Below are 20,164 nucleotides of genomic sequence, written 5' to 3'. Positions count from 1 at the left end.
GATTTATAACTATACCAATTATAAAATAAATAAAGTTATATAAAAAAAGTTAGAGCCTTTCTAGAATATAAGAAACGTCTTGATAAAAGGTAGATTTATTTGTTATAAAAAAATAAAAAAAATTACATCATAGCCCATATCACCGCTTTACACTTTCTTCTCCTCAACATCATTTTACAAAGACTATCAAAAAAGAAGCTCATTTAATCTGAACATCTCGATTTGTCTTTAACAAAACACTAAAAAAATCCTTCTCGTCAATTAGTCAGTAAGACACAAAAGTTTTATTTTTTTATAGCAGTCATTTTCGTTGATCAGAAAAGCTAATAATCGTTTATCTTTCCATCTTTCCCAGCACTTTAACTAAATAACGATAAATTTTTAAATTGTCACAACGCATCCATTAAGAAATCGTTAAGTGATTTTTTACCGTCTTTGAAAAGTTACTTACAAATCCATTTTTTAGAAATTCTTGATGAGAGGAAAACTTAAAAGCTCCTGATCTCTATTTTTTGATCATCGTATTTCTTCTTTAACAGCTCATTTAATTAGATTTATTTAAATGACTCCTCGAATTTTTGATATTTAGAGGATACTTTTTTGAACGAACTCATAAAATCAGAACTTTGATTTAATAAAGTTCTGATTCCTCATTTTATCTATGACATTATCGTTCACAAGCTTAAACCAACTTTGATTATGCCAACAACCATTGTTTAACGTTTAATTATGCAAATTATCTGCTCAATAATTAAAACTCTTTATAAAAAGATACGGTACTCCCTTTATCACAAGAAATGAATCCAAATTTTTCATAAAAATGTCTCACATTCGGAGCATCTTCAGTAAGAAGTATTTTCTGTCTCACATCATTAAATTCATTTAAAATTCTAGTCATTAAATTGGTTCCAATATTTTTGTTTTGAAAATCAGGACGAACTAAAATATCTTGAATATATAAAATTGTATATCCATCACCAATCGCTCTAATCAAACCAACCAATTTATCATTTCTCCAGGCAGTTATTACTACTAATGAATTATTGATTGCTTTTTCTAATGTATCCAAGTCATTTGTATAGGCAGTCCACCCCACACTCGAATAGAGATTTTCAAGTTCTCTTATATCTATCTGAGCGTTTTTTTTGTAATTTATCATGTAGTTTTCCTCCTAATTATTTTTGATAATTAAGGGTTTATTCTCAACCTATTGTTCACTTCATCTCGCTCCTTTTATATCATCAACTCAATTATAGCATGATCTGTTTACTTATCATCAACTTGGTATAATCACTAGTTATGTCTATTGTGATTCACTATTATATTGAGTTGTACTTGCTTATTGTCAGTCTGTTACTCTTCTTTTTAAATGGCCTAACTTGTAGTTCACATAAAAATATTGAGTGAATTTTTATTGCCTTTTAAAAGGTGTTCATAAAATCAGTTATAGAGAAGCAATAGGTTATACTCTGTTACCCATTAACTCTTACTCCTAATTTCTCTTGCTGAAGGGTACAGGGGGATAGTGTACGCAGATCCAACAAAGAGGAAAACGATAAATGAAATCATCGTTTTCCTCTAAAAATAATTCACTATGTAATCCTAAGCTAACAAGTATTGATATTAACTGGTTATTATCAATACTAAATACCATTAACCAATCAAAACTAATACAACACTCTCCAACTCTTACACATACCAATCAAATTATGATTACGATAATTTTATGGTAATTTATGTTGGTTCTATAAAAGAAACAGTTTCTACTTTCATTTCGCTAAATCTCTCCTCTTAGCTTTTATAGTCTCACTTAAATTATGACGTATAAAAATATTAAGCATCTAAATCCTTCATTGACTTATCAACAAAGCTGAATCCATCATGGATATTATCGTCTTTGGTATTTTCCATTGCTTGTAAAGTAGCAGGATTCCCCTTTTCAATTTTAAAAAGGATTACTTGTTTGGTTACAGATCGTTCAAAAAATGTGATTGGCTATCATCATATCCATGCCTAGCCTTCGCATAGGATAGAGGAAAGGTTACATCATTTATTAATATTGTAGAGCTGGCTCTTTCTGATTCTTGTTTATTTGTTGATTGATTGTCTTCGTGGAAGTGGCTTGAGTGCTTCTTTCTCTACCATTAGTTACAAGATTTAAGAAACTATTTGTTGTAGGCTGCGAGAAATTTCTATCTCTTTGTTGATTAAAAACAGATGAATTGGTATTCTTCCCAGTATTTGTAGTCACAAGATGCAAGGAACTTCTACTTGATGAAATCTGTGGAAGTTCTGACATTACTTGTTGATCAGAGACAAATTGATTGTTACTGCTTTTATTTTCTGACCTCGTGCTTACGAGATTTAAAGAGCTTCGATGGGTTGTAAATGGTTTAGGCTCTGTTGTTTCTGCCCAGTTTGTAATTCCAACAGCTCCTGATACTTCCTTGTTTGATACTTCTGTACTTATGTTATCCGTACTTTTTTTTGTACTCAGCTCTTGTATGTTATCCAATTGAGGAGTTTTCTTTATGATTTTATAGTTACTTGTATGAACTAATGCTTGTAAAAGGAATATAAACCCATTGCCCGATTTTACATTATCAGTACTCCTTTTTATACGAATTAGTTCATTATATCCTCTTCCTTCGACAAAATCTCTAAGGATAGTCATAAGTATTTCCGCATCCCTTAACAGAAAATTAGTTCGCAATATCGGATCTACATTTAACGCCTTAATGACAGCTTCTTTTGATAAATTGGGCAAATCGAACTCTTTAGCCAGTTGTTCAACGAAGTTCTCCAAACTTTCAGATTCTAATATCTCTGAAAAATTGTTGTTGATTTGATCCATCAGTTCTTCGCCAGTTGTCAAAAAATCACTTTCAGGAAAAACCAATTCCATTAGATCTTCTGCTCGCGAGGTTATATGTGCCGTCTCATGTATGATTGTTTCTAACTCCTCTCCTTGAGGCATATCTGGATCTAAGTGGAAAGCATCGGCAAAAATGATTATTCGGCATTCTGGATCATTAATTATTACCCTTGCTTTTGGTACATCATGATCAAGTAACGAATGATAAAGTTGTGAGCCTTCTTCTTTAGCCAAATCACTCGAAACGATCAAAATATTTTCAAAACCCCAGTCCGAGGATTGGCTAAGAAATTTTTCTCCTTTTTCCGCTACTGATAATAATCTTTTGATTATTTTCCTTAAAATTTCTTCTTGATTAGCCAATCCTTCTAATCGAAACATTTTTGACAAATAATCCCCTTCTCTGGTTTCCGAAAGGATTGGTTTTTTCAACAACTTTTTATATATCTTTTTTCCTGCATCAAAATAGCCCATTGCCCAACGAACATCCCCTGCAATTTTTCTGACAAATGGTTTAAGAAAAGGCGGCACATTTCGTGAATGAAGTCCAACGAACACACGATATGGAATATTATATTCTTCATCAAGATCTTCCAAAATTGTTTTTCTAACATATTCATCATCAGCAACAATAGGAACTGGGTCAGAGATAAATTTAGATAGTGGCGGGAGGAGCACACTGGGGTCTTCCACTCTTTCATCAATTTTTTCAGACTTTACTGCTTTTCTGATCTCCGTCCATAGTTCTCCTTTGCCTGGTGATGGGGGAAGTTTATTATACGGTGGGAATACCTTATTACTACTCTGTGAGACTGTTCCTTGCGAGGTACTAGGTATTTCTCCTTCCTGAGTAGTTCTTCTCCTACCACTACTTTTTCCTCCCCTACTTCGAATCTCTCCTTTTTTCAAGTCTACTTCCACTTGTTGCCTTTCCAAATCTGTCTCAAAACGAAACTTGCTATTTTTTGCATCAAATCTCAAGATGGTCATTGATTCATTGTAATCCTTTTTCACTAAATGATATCGATCCCCATTTTTATCTAGTGCGACTAACGGAATGTAGTGATCGTTGATCTTGATATAGGATCTTCCTGTCTTATCCCACATCAGTCCTTTTCCGTCCGGCGCAGAAAGTCCAGTTGGATTCTTTCGTGTTTCAAATTGATCCAACGTGCTAGCGATTTCTTTCTCCACTTCTTTTGCCACGGATCGGGCAGTTGGAGCTTCAAAATACCATTCCATCCCATTAAAATTCACCGGTAAAATCTTTCCCGAATGATGGGCATAAACATCCAAGCGGATCCCATGCTCCTTGATGGCTGTCATGGTCACCTCAATCAATTTCCCTTTCATTCGAATAAAACGCTTCGTTTCTTCTCCTTCTTTTGCTACAGTTGTGATCTCGCCTGTGCCATAGGCCTGAGGATTCGGATTAACTCCCACGACAAATGCCTGGTTTTCATCCAGCTTCACCTCCAATAAATTGATCAATTTTAGTTGTTCATTCGTAAAGGTGGCGGATCTATAGGCTTCTAAGCGATTGCCTTTTTTCATAAATAAACCGCCAAATACCTCCGCAGTTTCCAGATTCGTCACTCGCATATACAAATGATCATTCACTTTCTTCACCGGTACTTCCAAGCCATTCCACTCGAGCATCTCGATTGATTTTTTTAGCGCTCCTTGCGCCTTCTCCATCGTTTCGACTCTTTCTAGCAAGTCTTTGATTTTTTTCCCTACGCGTAATTCATTTTTGAAACTCACTAATTTCCGAACAATCAACCGCCCTCCGCCTATGAGGGTTTCAAAACCTGGATCAAGAGCTCGTGCAAAAGTTAGCACAAGTCTTCTGGTCTCAGCCATCGTTGGGAGGAAACTACTACTACTTCTGATCACATTACGAATCCCCCCTCGGGCAAAGGCTCTAGCTACACCTAATGCAAACTTCATATTCAAGGAAGTGATTTGCCCTAATACCGGAATCATGAGTAAGGCATCAATCGTACACGAAACAACCGCTTGTCCAGTGTCTCGGTCAATGATCCCTGTCACACAATCATAAAATGGGATAAAATGCTTGATGACATCCCAAGCTTTTTCGATATCCGCTTTATCGTTTCCCGAATCGTAGAGTTGGTCATACAGTTGGTCACTATGTTTACGACTCAATGTCTCAATCAACGGTTCCATTTCCACCCCATGAGATAATTTTTTGCTTCGATTCACACGAGCAGAGAACTGAAAGTATTTATTCCCTATACGAATCTCATTTCCTACTTGTTGATAGCCTTTTCCCCAAAGATCTTTTCGATTAAATAGTCCATATTTGAGGTAGGATAAGGGATCTTGGTCGACGCGATAAAGGATATAGCCCCCTTCTTCATCAAGCCTCTTCAACGCATACCAGCGCTCTTCCTTTCCTTGAACAGCCACAAATAGATCGGTTTTATCTAGACTAAGCGTTGTATCTTCCCACGGTACTCGTCCATTAATATTAATAAGAAGCATGCCACCTGTTCCCGGAGCCCCGCCTGTATAGTGAGTTTCATTTTTCAACTCGGCAAATCCCTCGTAAAGGATAGTTGTTTTTGAGAAAATAAAATCGAATTCCTTTTGATCGACCGCATTCAGTGCAAATTCTATCAGTTTTTTATCAAAGGGAAAATGCGTCTCTGAGACGTTTTTTGTCAATTTGATATACTCGTCTTCTAGCTTAGGTGGGGACCAATCGATATCCCGACAAGGTTCCTCTAAGCCTAAAAGATAATTTTGTTTCATGATATAAAAAGGTGCACGAGAACCTTTACTGCGACACTTCTCAGCGACATTTGTGGCTAACGCCTCTTTTCGACGCCATTGAAGCAAGGCTTCTTGATAGGCTTTATATAAACGATTGAGCAGCTCTTGATGTTCAACCAGTTGAAAATAACCTTCTTTTTGATATCCTATAAATGTGCTAATTGCCACTTCTTTGTAGGTACCCGTAACCAATGCCTCCCGTAATAAATTGGGCTCTAGTTGAGCGACCGCAAGTAAAGAAGGTATCAGGAGATGACGGAATTCTTCATAGGTGGTGATCCCTTTTTCAAGGATGGTTTCCCAGAAATGTTGCCCCATCAACCGGCTATCTTCTGGACCGAACGACTCAAGATAGCCTCCCTCTTTTAAAATTTTCGCCCCAGTTAGCTGCATCAAGGAAGCATAATCAGAAATCAACAAACTATCCGCTAAGCCACTACTATCTAAAAAGTAGTTGGGTAACTCTTGTTGGAGCAAAAAGTTCCATAATTTATTAAAGCGTCTCTTCTGTTTTTGAGAAAGAGTAGGAACATCTAGCTGAATCAATCCTTGTTTCTCCAAGTTTCTGACGGTAAATAGATCTCTCAAACGACCCATGGTGAATTGATCGATATCAGGAGCTGACACCAATGTTTTGACTATGTAAGCTTCAATCGAACTCCCTAACATCGTTTCAAAGACCCATTTCATGACCGTTAATTCGGCATCTTTGTTCGAGATTTCTTCCCCGTTTTTTTCGTTATCGATTTTCAATGCTTTTAGGATCACTTTCGCCAATGGTCGAATCCTTGTATGATTGAAGACCAATTTGTTATTTTCCTCTTTTGTGACCCGTGTTCCTATAGCAATCAATAATTCTTCTTTAGTTGGCTGATCCGAGAGTAATTTCTTCTGCTGAAAAAAGGCTTCCACTTGTTTTCGCACCTCTGGGTCACGCCATTGAATCCCATCCGTTTCGACGACGTTGTTTTTTTGCTTATCTGTACTTGTTGGTTGAGGGCTACTTGTTGATTGAGTGGTATTCATCCCTGTTGTTTGTTCTGGTGCTTCTGCCCCAAAAGCAATAGTAGGTTGATTGTCTCTGATTGTTTCATAGACCCATGTTCCGACAGTTAGACTTGCCTGTTTCTCTGAAATCACTGCCTCTTCGTTCATCCCCAAGATCAGTTTTGCGATTTGTTTGACCTTCACCATATCTAACGTTGGTGAGGTCGCACCTTCAAGAAGCACCCACTCACCGACTGTTTCCATTAGTTCCCTGGCATTAGATTCTTGACAGACAATTCCATTTTCCAAAAAAAAATCAACTAGCTTTTTGCGAATGTTCTTTTTTTGTTCACTCGTCCATTCAGGTAGATCGGAATCTTCCGTTGTTTCCTGGGCTACTATCTTAGTTGGATTATCCGCATTTTCCCGCAAAAATGCTTGGATTTTTTCATTGATCTCTTGAGTGGTATCGATTTCTCCGGCCTGAGTCACATTTGATCCAAAAACTTCAATAAGAGTTGACGTCGTATTGACTTGACTGATTCCTGTAGTGGTTTCGCTTATCTGAGTCTCATTGAATGTTCCTTTATTTTCCTCCAATTCTAGAGAAGGTATGCTAGTAAGTGGCAACGGCCTGGCCTGGGCGCCTAAAAACTGGAGGCCAATGGATTGTTGGAGAAAACCATCCACTACTCCATAAAAATCTGTGGCTAGCTGCCAAATCTGAGACAAAAAACTCTCTTTTTCAGGGTTCAATACAGACTCATTTCCCATCATCGCTTCAGATGTCATTTCTCGTACGGGTTCCAATACCATTTCTGGTGTTCCTTCTGGTTGCTTTTTTTTCGTTTGAATTGCTGGATTAGCAGATAGCGATTTCACCAGATAATTTAAGTTCTTTTCTAATAGTGGGTTAGAGGGAACTTGTTTTCCATAATCTATCGAAAAAGTTTGTAGTAACAAATCCACAAAATACGACATCAACGAACCGTTTGCATCTTCTTGTTCTTGAGCATAAGGCGTATGTTCGTGTTGGAAAAAAAACTGGTGAAACCGTTCCGTTAATCCATTCCAAAATGTTTCTGTCACTTGATTATGTATATGATCTGGGGTATCTATTGTAGCGTTATGTTTATTTTCAAAAGCTGCTTGAAAGGCTTTACTTAGTTTTTGAGCTGCCTCTTCCGCAGAAAAAGGGCGGAACCCATGTTCAGTTATATTGGTCATGTGGTGAGAAGCAAAAGTAGGATTCTCACTTTCTTGTTTCATTCCTTGATTGTTTTGTGCCTCAGCTTTACCGATTGCTTCTTGACAAACCGTGATAAAACTCGTTTGTTCTACACTTTCTCCTGTGACGATCCATGTCTTCACCTGATCGGTCCTTCTCGTGGTGGTACAATTTACCAGTTGGTAGAGGTCATGAACTTTCTGATGAAAAAAAACACTTAATTCATGCGCCCTCTTCGCTATGTCGATGTCTTGTGGGGCGGGCGCTGATGTCTGATTGCCAAAAAGAGAACTCGTACTGGCAAACAGGGGAGCGATCGCTGTTGTCGGTTGAGACATGGTCTGGTTCGTATTCAAGGACTGGATTCGCCCACGATTGATGGTGGAGGTTGAAACAAAGGAATGAATCCTTGTCTGATTCCCTTCTCTTCTCACGTCAATCCGTGTAGTCGCTTCAAAGGCTGGAGCATTTTTTTTGATGACCGTCTGTTGTTCGGGAGGATCAACTAAGCGAACATTTCGAAAGATATGCGATAAAAAAAGTAGTCCCTCTAATGTCAGTAAATTATCGGGGGCTGGTGTTTGTCCCATATTATTGGCAATATCGTTTAACCTTGCTTGGTCAAATCCTAACTTATTCTTGTCATTACGTTCGTTATTTGCTTTCCCAATTTTTTCTCTAAAGATAGCTTGTGGTATTCCTCCTTTGTTCGGCATCTGTGTTTTCAGTGGTATCCTTCCTTTTTGTGGCATCTTTTTCACTCCTTCATTGAAATTATTTAGATGATTTTTGCATGTCTCCAGCAAACAAAAAAATCCTCCTAAACTCTCTTCTCTTTATATAATAATATAAAATCCCAAAGACACATTTAAAAAAAAACTTAAAATTCCTGAGTAATCAAAAGTTTCAAGTGATATTTTGTAGTTTATGCATGTTTATTATGAATGTACTATAGGATAGAGATTACATCATATTTCAATGGAACTGCAGTCTGACATCTATTGCATTCTTCACTAGCTTGTTTCTCGTTTTATCAACCCCAGAACATAATTTTCCCCTGTACATTCCTTCCCATTTTGCTTGAAATAAATATTTTATGGGTTATTCAAATTCAACTTTTTCTAGTTCGAAGTCAAAAAACTTGTCTTATACCCAATCTTCCGTCCATCAATTTATATATATCTTTAGCCAAAGTTCACATATTCATATGTCCACATTTCCGCAGTTTTCTTAACAGTTTCTTACGTTCCATGATCAAAAACAGACAGTTCAATTGTTCTGTCAAAAATACGAGACAGGAGTCCCCCCTATCATTTGGCATACGTTCTAAAACGATCTATCCTTTTAAGTAGAACCAGAACATAAAATCGAAGGAGGATCTTTTTTATGAATAAAAAATGGATAAGAATAGGTATTGGCTTAGGAATCATCGCATTGGGTGCAGTTTATCTTGGAAAAAAAACAGGATTGTTGGAAGATGATCGGCATTTATATGACGAATTTGAATCTATCTAAATTAGTGTGAAAGAGAGTTTGATCAATTGATTTGCTAGACATTGGAGGAAAGTACAATGAAAAAAAAGAAAGCCATTATGATCGGCGCAGGTATTGCGAATATGGCAGCTGCTGTTTATTTGATACAAGAAGGAAAATGGCGTGGTGACCAAATCACTTTTTATTCCATCGATGATCACGGCTCAAATGATGGGGCTCCGACAGAATCTGTTGTCGATGAATACTGGAACAAAAATCATCCTTTAGAAAATCAAAAAGGTTATATTGCACGTGGAGGACGTATGTTGAACTATCGTACTTACGTTGATTTAATGGACTTATTGAGTCGAATCCCTTCTGTGACTGAACCTGGAATGACTGCCGAAGAAGACACACGTGATTTTGATGCAAAACATCCTACTTTTGATAAAGCTCGTTTATTAGAAGGCGGGAAGGGCATCATTGATGGGGGGAAATTAGGCTTCAATGCCAAAGATCGTTTATTGTTAACAAAATTGATCGCGATGCCTGATTCCGAAGAAGAAAAATTAGACAATATCACCATTGCAGAATATTTCAAAGATGATCCTCATTTCTTTGAAACCAATTTTTGGTTTATGTGGGAAACGACCTTTGCTTTTCGAACACGTAGTTCCGCTCAGGAGCTACGTCGCTATATGCATCAAATGATCTATGAATTCACACAAATCGAACATTTAGTTGGTGTCAATCGTACTCGTTATAATCAATATGAGAGTATCATGTTGCCATTGATCAATTATTTGAAAGAACAAGGATGTAACATCATCTTGAATCGCCGAGTCATCGATTGGGAATTTAAAGAAACCCCTATGCAGGATGAAATCACTGTAACTGGACTTATCATGGTCAATACAAAAACGAATGAAGAAGAACATGTGACTGTGGACAACGATACTGCGGTACTCTTTACCAATGGTTCGATCACTGATTCTGCTACATTGGGAGACTACGAAACACCAGCAGAAGAAAACATGGACTATGGTGCCGCTTCAAGTTTATGGAAAAAAGCCAGTGAACGTTTCTATAATTTAGGAAACCCTGACAAATTCTTTGCTGATCGAGATGCTAGTGAATGGGTCAGCTTTACGTTGACGACAAAAAATCATTTATTGTTAAATGAAATCACACGAATCACGACACAAGTTCCAGGGAATGCCTTGAACTCCTTTATTTCTACCACACCGATTACACCATTAGGTCAAAAAGATGTGAACATGTCCATCGTTGTCCACCATCAACCGCATTTTACGACTCAAAAACCAAATGAAGCAGTTATTTGGGGTTACTTCTTGTATCCTAGACGTCGTGGAGAATTTGTGGACAAAGAATATATCAAAATGACCGGAAAAGAGATGCTTGAAGAACTACTTGGACAACTGGCAAAAGTCGATCCTGGTCCGATAAATATACTAGAAAAAGAAGCAGAAATCTATGACAGTGTCATCAACAATATTCCTGTGTACATGCCTTACGCCTCTGCTTTGTTTAATAATCGCGCCAAAAGTGATCGTCCGAAAGTCATTCCACAACATTCAACTAACCTTGCCTTTACAGGTGAATTTGTGGAACAACCTTATCAAATGATTTTCACCGAACAAAGTGCCGTTCGTTCTGGAGAAATCGCTGCGTTCCATTTTGCAGGAATCCCAATGTCTCGCTTGGTCAAAACACCACGATACGACAAAGATATTCCCACCCTTATGCGAGCAGCAAAAAAAATGTTTGAATAAGGTTATAAAAGAAGTGCTTTGCACTGAGTAATAAGAAAGGAAACTCAGAAATGGCTTTTCACATTTTTGAATTTCCCGACTTATCTCTAAAATGCAGGTTCTTGAATGACATTTACCAGTCTTTTAACATTAAGTTTTTGACCCCAACCAACGAAAAATAAGTCCGTAAAACATGAAAAACTGTTTTACGGGCTTATTATTTTATTTTTTCAATCAGCTATCTGAACTTTATCATTGAACTTTCGAAAGCTAGAATCTATATACATTACTTCTGTTGATGGACTTCTCATTCTTACTTTTGAAATCATCACTTTTTAACTTTTGAATGAATGATTGTGCCAATTAATATAAGACCTCCGATACTAACTTCCAGTGCAGCCACTGCTAATAACGTAAGAGCGAATGCTTGAGTATATGAAGTCATCAATTGATGAAAAGCAACCATTTGTCCACTTATTTGTACTGGTGATATCAAAAACAACCCTCCGCCTAAAAGTAGTAATTGGCCTCCACTAGCTAAAACAATGCCTGCCAAGACTTGTATGAGTCGTTTGAATGAATGGCGAAGTAAATAAATCAAGCTAATCATAAATAGACTAAAAATACCGATTACTATGTAAGCAGAGGAAAGAAGTATTTCCTTCACTGAAAGAATTTTTTCCACAAATTTTTCTAGATAATTAGGTTGAACACTTCGCTGAAATATTCCAGTGATCATATATATAGCTAATTCTTCATTTGCTTGTGTGTTCTCATCTTCTGGTTTTACTTTATATGTATCGATTATTCGGTTTAGTTTTGCTTCCACTTCCGACTCTCCACTCAGTGTTACCTCTTCGTTTCTATAGAGTCCTTGAATAAATTCATTCATATTCTCTTTCACTAATGTTTCTGGAACAACTTCTGCCAACACTTCTGGTGTAACTCCTGCTTCTTGGTGGTAAGCTTGGATCCGCTGATTGATTTCATTAGTCACGTTTTTTGTGTAATTTGTTTGTTTGATTTGGGTAACCATAAATTGTTCATTTGCTAAAGTACATAGAAATACTCCAGCAATAGACAAGCAGAACATGATAATAGAGCAAGCAATACTGAGCAATACTTTAGTGAATCCTACCTTCTTTTTAACGATGACTCCTCTCCTTCCAATATTCCAAATTAAAAATAAAGACGTTATTTAAAAAAAATAAAATTATTCTTCATACAAGATAATTATATCTTTATTAAAGGGAAATCACAACTTAACATATTAAAAAAAAGTTATTTTATCTTCTATGAAGAATTGTTCAAAAGCGTTTTATTATCAAAAACATCTGAACTCCTTTAGAATAAAAATAGAAAGAAAAATAACTATCGTTAGCTATAACTTGAAATTCGAAAGGAGATCCACTATGAAAGCAGTCACTTGGCAAGGAAAACAAAAAATGGAAACTCGAACAGTTGAAGATCCAAAAATTATAGCACCTACTGATGCGATTATTCGGATAACAGCTACAGCAATCTGCGGTTCAGATCTCCACCTTTATCATCATGGAGAATCCGTGTTAGAAAAAGGCTATGTGGTCGGACATGAACCTATGGGGATTGTAGAAGAAGTTGGCTCTGAAGTAAAAACACTGAAAAAAGGGCAACGTGTCGTAATCCCATTCAATATCAGTTGCGGTCATTGTCATTTTTGTATGAATCAAATGGAAAGCCAATGCGATAATTCTAATACAGAAGAATTGTATGGCGGACTATTTGGTTTCGGAAAAATGAATGGGAATCATTGGGGCGGTCAAGCAGAATTCTTAAGAGTTCCTTTTGCTGATTCTACTTCTTTTGTGGTGCCAGATAATGATCTCCCTGACGAAAAAGTTCTTTTTCTATCTGATATCTTGCCCACTGCTTACTGGAGTGTCGTACATGCTGGGGTGAAAAAAGACGATACCGTGGTCATTTTAGGATCAGGTCCTGTCGGTTTGTTTGCTCAAAAATTTGCTGTTATGGCTGGAGCAAAACGAGTAATTGCGGTAGATCCTGTCCAACATCGTTTAGATAAAGCTGCTCAATACAACCATGTGGAAACGTATTTCTTAGATGATACCTCTCAAGCAGGAAATGACTTGTATGATCTGACACGTGGTGGTGCCGATGTCATCATTGATTGTGTCGGTATGGATGGCCTGGAACCAACGAAAGAAAAGGCGAAGAATCTTGTGAGCTTACAAAGCGGAACAATTTCTCCGATCCAAATGGCAGCTAAAGCAGTGAAAAAATTTGGTACCGTACAAATTACAGGTGTCTATATGACGCCGGCTTCTTCTTATCCACTTCAAGAATTCTTTATGCGAAATATCGATGTAAAACACGGACAAGCGCCGGTGGTTCATCTTATGCCAAAAATCTATGAAATGATTGCTGCAGGAATGTTCGATCCAACCCAAATCATCACTCACTCGATGCCTTTAGAGGAAGCAGCTCGAGCTTATGAGATTTTCGATAAAAAAGAAGATAAAAATATCAAAGTTGTTTTAAAACCGTAAAATAAAACGAATAGTTAGGTGATTTTATATGCCAAAGATTAAACGAAACACGCATGAAATCGATATTGGAAAAGAAGAAGATATCGAAATACGTGGACGTCGGTTTCGTTTATACTTCCAAAATCGTTATACGCTAATTTCTTTAGCGGTCGATTTATTGACTGGGATTTTTTACGTATGTGGAAGTCTAGCTTTATTGACCAGAATTCCTGATCGTTACAGTACGTACTTCTACCTGGCGGGTGCAATCTTTCTAACCACTCGTCCTGTTCTAAAAATCGTACGAAACGTCTTCATTTATGATGAAAAGAAACAAAAAAAGAAACAAGAAGAGAATATCAGCTATAATCTCAGTCATTCCAATAGTTCTGAGAATGACTAAATCGTGTCCATCAAAAAAGCCGGAGAATATCGAAAATAGGAAAGACTATCTTCGAATGCTCTGGCTTTTTTCGTGTTTTGAGGACAGCTAAAACACTTTGTTTAAATAGTGTCCCATCAGCTGATGTTTAGCAATAAGTTAAGATCTCAAAAAATAGAAAACTATTTTCTAAGACTCTGTCTTACTTTTTAGGTTAAAATACTGTTATTTCACCTTTTTTATTCTTCTGTTGTTACCTGATAAAGGCGTGTAGGTATTCCATCTTCATCTTGGACCATTGTAAGAAAAGACCAACCATATCTTTCGTAAAAGGAGGTATGATCTGTTACCAGATAAAGTGTATCGAATCCCATTTTTTTCATGTCTTTACGAATTTCACTTAATAGTACCTTAGCGATTCCTTGATTACGATGCTCATTTTCCACAAATAAAGCACAAAGGTTTGGTGACAAATCAGGACGATCATGAAAGTCATTTTCAATGACACCAGCGCCACCAATAATTTTATCTGCTTTATTTAAAATGACATACCATTGTGGGATCCCTACTTCTGTAGTAAGGCTTGCTCTGATACTTTCCTCATATAAAGGAATAGATAAATGCCATTTTGAATCAAACCACTCAGCTGTTTCTTTAAGTAACGTTGGTCGGTCACGTAACTTTACCACTTGATAACTCCCCATTGTTTCACTTCCCTTTCATATTTGGTTCATTATAGCATGGTTATTGCTCGAATCGATTTTTGACATCTTCTCATCAGAAACTCTTTTTCCTTCTGCTATCTATTCAAATTAAATAGAAATACTTAGAAATGTCTACATACTAAAAAGACAGGCTCCCTCTAACCTAAATATTCAAATGGCAAGAATGATGATAACTTAGTCAGGGATTTTTAGGAAGGAATATACCTTGGGCACTATTGAGTATTCTTCTATACGCTAACATGCCATTAGCGACAATACGAAAAAATCCATTTCATTATTCCTTAGTTTACAAACATCCAAAAATCATCATAATTTTTTTACTACTTCATTCTAAAGTAATCAAAAAATAGTGTGAATTTACGGTAAAAGTTTGCTCATTTGATAGGAATCCTCCCATTTCCAAGGAAATGTATTGAAATTTATTTTCCCATTCTTGTTATTTCTTCTTGTTTCTTTTTAGAAAAATTCTGCAGTACTAATTCATAAGAAATTTGGACCATCTTTTTGATTTCAGTATCTGATAACTCTTCACTTGCTAATTTGATTGAATTCCAATGCTTTTTATTGGCATAATAGCCGGGGATGATGACATCTGTATATAAAGTACGTAATTCTTCATTTTTCTCTGGATAATGCTTTAACGTAATCAGCGCTTTTTCATCTGCTTCAGGACTCATCATTCCGAACTGTTTTCCTTGAAGATCAAAATAAATAGTTCCCCAATCTTCTCGAAAGTAGACCTTAGTCCCTGGTAATGACTGTCCATATGTTTTTAATACATTCATTCTTGTTTGGATCTCTTCTTTATTCATCTTATTCCTCCCAAATCAATTTATAAAAGGCTTACATCCACTATATCTCTCACTCTAAAAAAATACAATAATCATCCTATTTCACTTTGCATACAAAAAAGGTTGTGATAAAAGCCGCCAGTTCCTTATGGATTAAGAAGAATGTCGAGAAAAATATGCGGTATATTTTTCTCAATCTCTATCTTAATTCTTAGAACTGAACAACTTTTTCACAACCTTCTAGGAATGATTAAGCGTTCAATGCTTCTTTTTTCTTTTCTTGGATCGTTGCTACTTTAACAAATGGCAGATAGATCAAAACAGATATTAGTAAGTTTACTGCTGCTAACACTGCTCCTGCAATACTATTTGTTGCTAAGAATCCACCGATTACAGGCGGTGTTACCCATGGTGGCATAACTGTCGCTGCCGGCACAAGTCCAAGTGATGTCGCGAAATACGCCACACTGACTAAAACCATTGGTGTTAAAATAAACGGAATAAACATGATCGGATTCAGCACGATTGGTAATCCAAACATTGTTGGTTCATTAATGTTGAATACACCCGGTGCGATTGATAAGTTCGTTACGACCATATAAGGTTTGTTTTTACGTCCAACTAAATAAATAGCTAATAATAATCCGAGTGTCGCACCTGTTCCTCCTAAGTTGACGAAGCTATCAAAGAAAGGTTTATTGACAATATATGGTGCGCTTTGTCCATTTGCGATCGCTTCAACGTTTGCTTGGATCGCTGGCGCATTGATTGTTTGCATCAATGGATCGACCATGTTGGCACCATGTAATCCAAAGAACCATAAGAATGGTGTAATAAATGCAAGTAACAATGCAGATGGATAAGAATTTGCAAGACCCATAAATGGTTCTTGTACTACTGTGTAGAAAGCTCCTACGATATCAGCTACGCCAAATGCTGCAAAGATTGCTGCAACTAACGCAAACACTGAGATCGTGATCATTGCTGGTAATAATGAAGCGAATGCTTTAGCAACTGCTGGTGGCACACCATCAGGCATTTTGATAATCAATTTTTCATTTCCACTTAAACGAACAAAGATTTCTGTTGAAATAATACCGACAATAATTGCAATAAATAAACCATTTGAACTCATACCTAAAGCGCCACCTAATGCGAAGAATGAACCTAAAGAGATCACTCCAGCTGAAACACCATCTTTACGGTAGCCATTCGCTAAATGATACGCTAATAAGAAGGCAATCAAAACAGAAAGAATCGCAAACGTACCATTCCACGCTGCTGCTCCAAATCCTTTCCAAGCCTCACCGCCAAAAATCGAATTCATCAATTCTTGGAAACCTGGGATCGGCAAGTTATTGATCATTACCGCCAATGCACCTAAAATCATTAACGGCATGCTGACCATGAATGCATCCCGAATCGCCACTAAATGACGTTGAGCACCAATTTTTGATGCTACAGGAATAAAATGTTTTTCCATAAATGCTACAAAACTATCCATATTTCTCTCCTCTTTTCCCCTTTAACAACTTTTTAAACGTCGATTCGACGATATAAATCAATAATTTCTTTTGCTAGATCCGTAAATGCGATAGAAGTCATCAAATGATCTTGACTATGAACCGTCAAAAGTGTGACTTGCATATGCTCGCCTTGTGCTTCTTGTGTCAACATTTCTGTTTGTGAGTGATGTGCTTGGACAAGTGATTCTTCTGCATCTTTGATTTTTGCATCAGCTAATTCAAAATCACCTTTTTTCGCTGCTGCGATTGCTTCCATTGCATCGCTTTTTGCATTTCCACCAAACATGATTAACCCCATGATGGCTTCGAGATTTTTTTGGTCTTCCATCTTTCTTTTCCTACTTTCTTATTTATTGATTAATGATTCTGCTTGTTCTAATACTTTAGCGCCATTCATCATGCCGTAATCTTGCATATTGATCACATCTAATGGAATGCCTTTTGGTGCAAGTTTTTCAGCAAACTGACTTTTCATAAAACGAACTTGTGGGCCTAGTAGTAAAACGTCTACATTTTTTGATGCTAATTGATTATCTGCATCTGAGGCGGATACAGCAAAAATATCTGCTTCAATTCCTTTTTCTTCTGCGGCTTTTTGCATTTTTGTCACTAATAGACTTGTACTCATTCCAGCAGAGCATACAAGCATGATTGTTCTTTTTTCCATTATCAAACACTTCCCTTTCTGTTTCTTACACTTTTATATAATGCAAGTATCGTGCCAACTTTAAAAGCGCTTTAATTCCTTGACATTACATTGTTTTCTAAAGGCAACGGTTTCAACGCACACTAATTTCGTGTCCACACACTATTTTTAGTGTGCAAAAAATAGCATTTTTCATTCACCGATTTTTCTTAGTTTAGCTGACTAGAATAAAACAAAATAAAGAGGTGTGATTTATAAGCGCTACGAGGTCATCAAAAAAATGGAAACACCCAATAAGGGCCGTATTAATCGCAGGTTATCAAAAATAGATCATCTGTACAATAAATAAGGAAGACAACCATGGCACGTTTCTCCATGTTTATCTTCCTTATTTTTTATCTATTAACTAATATCGGTTTATCATCTACTAAAGAATAGTTTCAATCTGTTTTTCTTCTTCTGTTGAGAATTCTAGATGATCCATCATCTTGACACTTTCTTGTAGCTGACTAAGACGACTTGCACCGACTAAGACACTAGTCACAGATTTTTGTCGTAGATTCCAAGCTAATGCCATTTGCGCCAGCGTTTGATCTCTAGACTCAGCTATTTCTTGCAATTGACTGATTTTTTTCAGTGTTGGTGCGACTTGGTCTTCAGAAAGAAATGGGATTTCTTTTCGATGCGCTCGGGAATCTTCTGGAATTCCATGAAGATAGCGATTAGTCAACAGACCTTGGGCCAATGGGCTGTAAGTGATTGCTCCTAACCCTTCTTCTGCTAACACTGGTGCTAGATCATCTTCAAGTAGTTCTCTCGAAAACATGTTGTAGCGCATTTGATGAATCACAAATGGTGCATCCTTCTTTCGCAAGATTTCAGTCATTGCTTTTGTATCTGCTCCGTTGTAATTAGAAATACCAATATACAATGTTTTCCCTTGTCGAACAAGCTGCATCAATGCTTCTGCTGTTTCTTCTAGTGGTGTATCTGGATCTGGGCGATGGTGGTAAAAAATATCGACATAATCTAAGCCCATTCGTTGCAAACTTTGGTCACAACTAGCAATGATCGACTTTCTTGACCCCCATTCTCCATAAGGTCCTTCCCACATGTGGTAACCAGCTTTACTAGAAATAATCAATTCATCTCGATAAGATTGGAAATCTTCTTTGAATAATCGACCAAAATTTATTTCCGCAGCCCCTGCTGGTCCACCGTAGTTATTCGCTAAATCAAAATGGGTGATTCCTAAGTCAAATGCACCTCTTAAAATCTCACGTTGTTTACTGATCGGATCATAATCGCCAAAATTTTGCCACAATCCTAGTGATAACAATGGCAACTTCAAACCTGACTGTCCAGTTTTTCGATACTGCATCTTTTCATACCGTGTTGCATCTGCTCTATACATCGACTTCCTCCTTGATTCTTCCAATTTAAGAGAATTCGCTCCAAAAAGCATAGAAAGCGTTACCAACAGTATACTGCAGTTTTAAATTATTTGCTGATTTACTTTTTTATTTTCCGCCAATTTCCTTTTGCTTTTTGAAAAAACTGAAGTTGTTCCCGAGTTTGCTTGATTTTTCGATAACGCTTTGGTTGTTTGCGATAAAATTGCTGATGATAGTTTTCCGCAGGCCAAAAAGTTGTAGCAGGTAAAATAGCTACGACAATCGGTTTTGTATATCTCCCCGATTTACTCAACGCTTGCTTTGATCTTTCAGCAATCTGTCTTTGTTCTTCATTTTGCACAAAAATAATGGGGCGATACTGGTTCCCACGATCTTGGAATTGTCCAAATTCATCGGTCGGGTCTGTCAGTTGCCAATATAACTCTATTAACTCTTCATAGCTGATCACACGAGTATCGAAAATGATCTCGACTGCTTCGACATGTCCAGTATAGCCTCCACTCACTTGGTCATAATTTGGATGAATCACCTGTCCTCCTGTATATCCAGACAAAACAGAGAGTATTCCCTCTTTTTCCTCAAAAGGCTCAACCATACACCAAAAACAACCACCAGCAAATACTGCTCGTTCTTGAACTGTTGGATCAATTATTTCGTGTTTAGAATAATCATAGTATTCTTCTCCAATTGGATCCCCAACCATCCGCAAGTAAAAATCCATCACATCTGGTGTTAAATTGTTTCGGATGGCTAAAGGGCGTAAAGCAACCTCCAATTTTTCGAATACATCTGGGACGGATAAAGTAGTGGCCAAGCTTTCTTTTGCTTCAATCAATTGTTGTCGCTCCCAATCACGGGTATTAGGATTTAGGATCAAATTGTAAATCGCTGTGACTTCTTCTTCGTTTTTATTCATCACAATTCCCTCATTTCCTCTGAGTAAACCAACTTTAAATTGGCGAGACTCGTAGATGCTTGTGCATGCCCAGTATATTCCTTTCAAAAATCAATGAAAAAGTA

General features: G+C 37.0%; 14 protein-coding genes. 4 read left to right on the top strand and 10 right to left on the bottom strand.

All coding sequences use genetic code 11. The features are described 5' to 3' along the window. Nucleotides 1-751 precede the first annotated feature (751 nt). Nucleotides 752-1,159 carry a GNAT family N-acetyltransferase gene (locus A5844_RS06710; RefSeq protein ID WP_086284429.1) on the bottom strand — a complete coding sequence of 136 codons (408 nt, stop codon included), beginning with the start codon at nt 1,157-1,159 and terminating at the stop codon, nt 752-754. An 894-nt stretch (nt 1,160-2,053) separates the two neighbouring features. Beyond that, on the bottom strand, nt 2,054-8,641 hold the full coding sequence (locus A5844_RS06705) for a hypothetical protein (RefSeq protein ID WP_086284428.1): 6,588 nt from the start codon (nt 8,639-8,641) through the stop codon (nt 2,054-2,056). A 634-nt stretch (nt 8,642-9,275) separates the two neighbouring features. On the opposite strand from A5844_RS06705, the gene A5844_RS06700 reads away from it, so the two are divergent. Then, entirely contained in the window at nt 9,276-9,404 is a 129-nt protein-coding gene (locus A5844_RS06700; protein ID WP_086284427.1) for a methanol dehydrogenase, read from the top strand. A gap of 56 nt (nt 9,405-9,460) precedes the next feature. Beyond that, entirely contained in the window at nt 9,461-11,155 is a 1,695-nt protein-coding gene (locus A5844_RS06695) for an oleate hydratase (RefSeq protein ID WP_086284426.1), read from the top strand. A gap of 307 nt (nt 11,156-11,462) precedes the next feature. On the opposite strand, the gene A5844_RS06690 is transcribed toward A5844_RS06695, so the two are convergent. Next, entirely contained in the window at nt 11,463-12,170 is a 708-nt protein-coding gene (locus tag A5844_RS06690; RefSeq protein ID WP_086284425.1) for a hypothetical protein, read from the bottom strand. Nucleotides 12,171-12,546: 376 nt separating this feature from the next. Here A5844_RS06690 and A5844_RS06685 point away from each other — a divergent pair, with 376 nt between their 5' ends. Both A5844_RS06685 and A5844_RS06680 read left to right on the top strand, forming a co-directional pair. Continuing rightward, a complete protein-coding gene (locus A5844_RS06685; RefSeq protein ID WP_086284424.1) occupies nt 12,547-13,680 on the top strand; it encodes an alcohol dehydrogenase catalytic domain-containing protein in 1,134 nt (377 codons plus the stop codon). Nucleotides 13,681-13,708: 28 nt separating this feature from the next. Then, the gene (locus tag A5844_RS06680) at nt 13,709-14,062 is read left to right on the top strand and encodes a YrhK family protein (RefSeq protein ID WP_086284423.1); all 354 of its coding nucleotides are present in this window, start codon (nt 13,709-13,711) and stop codon (nt 14,060-14,062) included. A 218-nt stretch (nt 14,063-14,280) separates the two neighbouring features. Here the strand turns inward: A5844_RS06680 and A5844_RS06675 are convergent, their stop codons facing one another. From A5844_RS06675 to msrA, 7 genes are all read right to left on the bottom strand, one after another. After that, nucleotides 14,281-14,745 carry a GNAT family N-acetyltransferase gene (locus A5844_RS06675; RefSeq protein WP_086284422.1) on the bottom strand — a complete coding sequence of 155 codons (465 nt, stop codon included), beginning with the start codon at nt 14,743-14,745 and terminating at the stop codon, nt 14,281-14,283. Between the two features lie 440 nt (nt 14,746-15,185). Then, nucleotides 15,186-15,578: an MmcQ/YjbR family DNA-binding protein gene (locus tag A5844_RS06670; protein ID WP_086284421.1), complete on the bottom strand. Its 393-nt coding sequence runs from the start codon at nt 15,576-15,578 to the stop codon at nt 15,186-15,188. Between the two features lie 229 nt (nt 15,579-15,807). Then, nucleotides 15,808-17,061: a PTS sugar transporter subunit IIC gene (locus A5844_RS06665; RefSeq protein WP_086284420.1), complete on the bottom strand. Its 1,254-nt coding sequence runs from the start codon at nt 17,059-17,061 to the stop codon at nt 15,808-15,810. Between the two features lie 32 nt (nt 17,062-17,093). Then, nucleotides 17,094-17,411 (bottom strand): PTS lactose/cellobiose transporter subunit IIA, encoded by a 318-nt coding sequence (locus A5844_RS06660; RefSeq protein ID WP_086284419.1) that lies wholly within the window; start codon nt 17,409-17,411, stop codon nt 17,094-17,096. Between the two features lie 18 nt (nt 17,412-17,429). After that, a complete protein-coding gene (locus tag A5844_RS06655; protein WP_086284418.1) occupies nt 17,430-17,750 on the bottom strand; it encodes a PTS sugar transporter subunit IIB in 321 nt (106 codons plus the stop codon). A 406-nt stretch (nt 17,751-18,156) separates the two neighbouring features. Further along, nucleotides 18,157-19,143 carry an aldo/keto reductase gene (locus tag A5844_RS06650; protein ID WP_086284417.1) on the bottom strand — a complete coding sequence of 329 codons (987 nt, stop codon included), beginning with the start codon at nt 19,141-19,143 and terminating at the stop codon, nt 18,157-18,159. A gap of 98 nt (nt 19,144-19,241) precedes the next feature. Beyond that, the gene (msrA, locus tag A5844_RS06645) at nt 19,242-20,060 is read right to left on the bottom strand and encodes a peptide-methionine (S)-S-oxide reductase MsrA (protein WP_086284416.1); all 819 of its coding nucleotides are present in this window, start codon (nt 20,058-20,060) and stop codon (nt 19,242-19,244) included. Between the last annotated feature and the right edge of the window lie 104 nt (nt 20,061-20,164).

The sequence above is a fragment of the Candidatus Enterococcus wittei genome, assembly GCF_002140175.1.
GTDB lineage: Bacteria > Bacillota > Bacilli > Lactobacillales > Enterococcaceae > Enterococcus_B > Enterococcus_B wittei.
This window is presented reverse-complemented; position numbering and strand designations above follow the sequence as displayed.

What these genes read in the sequence shown, in the direction of transcription:
- A5844_RS06710 (WP_086284429.1), bottom strand. Translation starts at nt 1,159, where the DNA reads ATGATAAATTACAAAAAAAACGCTCAGATAGATATAAGAGAACTTGAA.
- A5844_RS06705 (WP_086284428.1), bottom strand. Translation starts at nt 8,641, where the DNA reads ATGCCACAAAAAGGAAGGATACCACTGAAAACACAGATGCCGAACAAA.
- A5844_RS06700 (WP_086284427.1), top strand. Translation starts at nt 9,276, where the DNA reads ATGAATAAAAAATGGATAAGAATAGGTATTGGCTTAGGAATCATCGCA.
- A5844_RS06695 (WP_086284426.1), top strand. Translation starts at nt 9,461, where the DNA reads ATGAAAAAAAAGAAAGCCATTATGATCGGCGCAGGTATTGCGAATATG.
- A5844_RS06690 (WP_086284425.1), bottom strand. Translation starts at nt 12,170, where the DNA reads ATGGTTACCCAAATCAAACAAACAAATTACACAAAAAACGTGACTAAT.
- A5844_RS06685 (WP_086284424.1), top strand. Translation starts at nt 12,547, where the DNA reads ATGAAAGCAGTCACTTGGCAAGGAAAACAAAAAATGGAAACTCGAACA.
- A5844_RS06680 (WP_086284423.1), top strand. Translation starts at nt 13,709, where the DNA reads ATGCCAAAGATTAAACGAAACACGCATGAAATCGATATTGGAAAAGAA.
- A5844_RS06675 (WP_086284422.1), bottom strand. Translation starts at nt 14,745, where the DNA reads ATGGGGAGTTATCAAGTGGTAAAGTTACGTGACCGACCAACGTTACTT.
- A5844_RS06670 (WP_086284421.1), bottom strand. Translation starts at nt 15,578, where the DNA reads ATGAATAAAGAAGAGATCCAAACAAGAATGAATGTATTAAAAACATAT.
- A5844_RS06665 (WP_086284420.1), bottom strand. Translation starts at nt 17,061, where the DNA reads ATGGATAGTTTTGTAGCATTTATGGAAAAACATTTTATTCCTGTAGCA.
- A5844_RS06660 (WP_086284419.1), bottom strand. Translation starts at nt 17,411, where the DNA reads ATGGAAGACCAAAAAAATCTCGAAGCCATCATGGGGTTAATCATGTTT.
- A5844_RS06655 (WP_086284418.1), bottom strand. Translation starts at nt 17,750, where the DNA reads ATGGAAAAAAGAACAATCATGCTTGTATGCTCTGCTGGAATGAGTACA.
- A5844_RS06650 (WP_086284417.1), bottom strand. Translation starts at nt 19,143, where the DNA reads ATGTATAGAGCAGATGCAACACGGTATGAAAAGATGCAGTATCGAAAA.
- msrA (WP_086284416.1), bottom strand. Translation starts at nt 20,060, where the DNA reads ATGAATAAAAACGAAGAAGAAGTCACAGCGATTTACAATTTGATCCTA.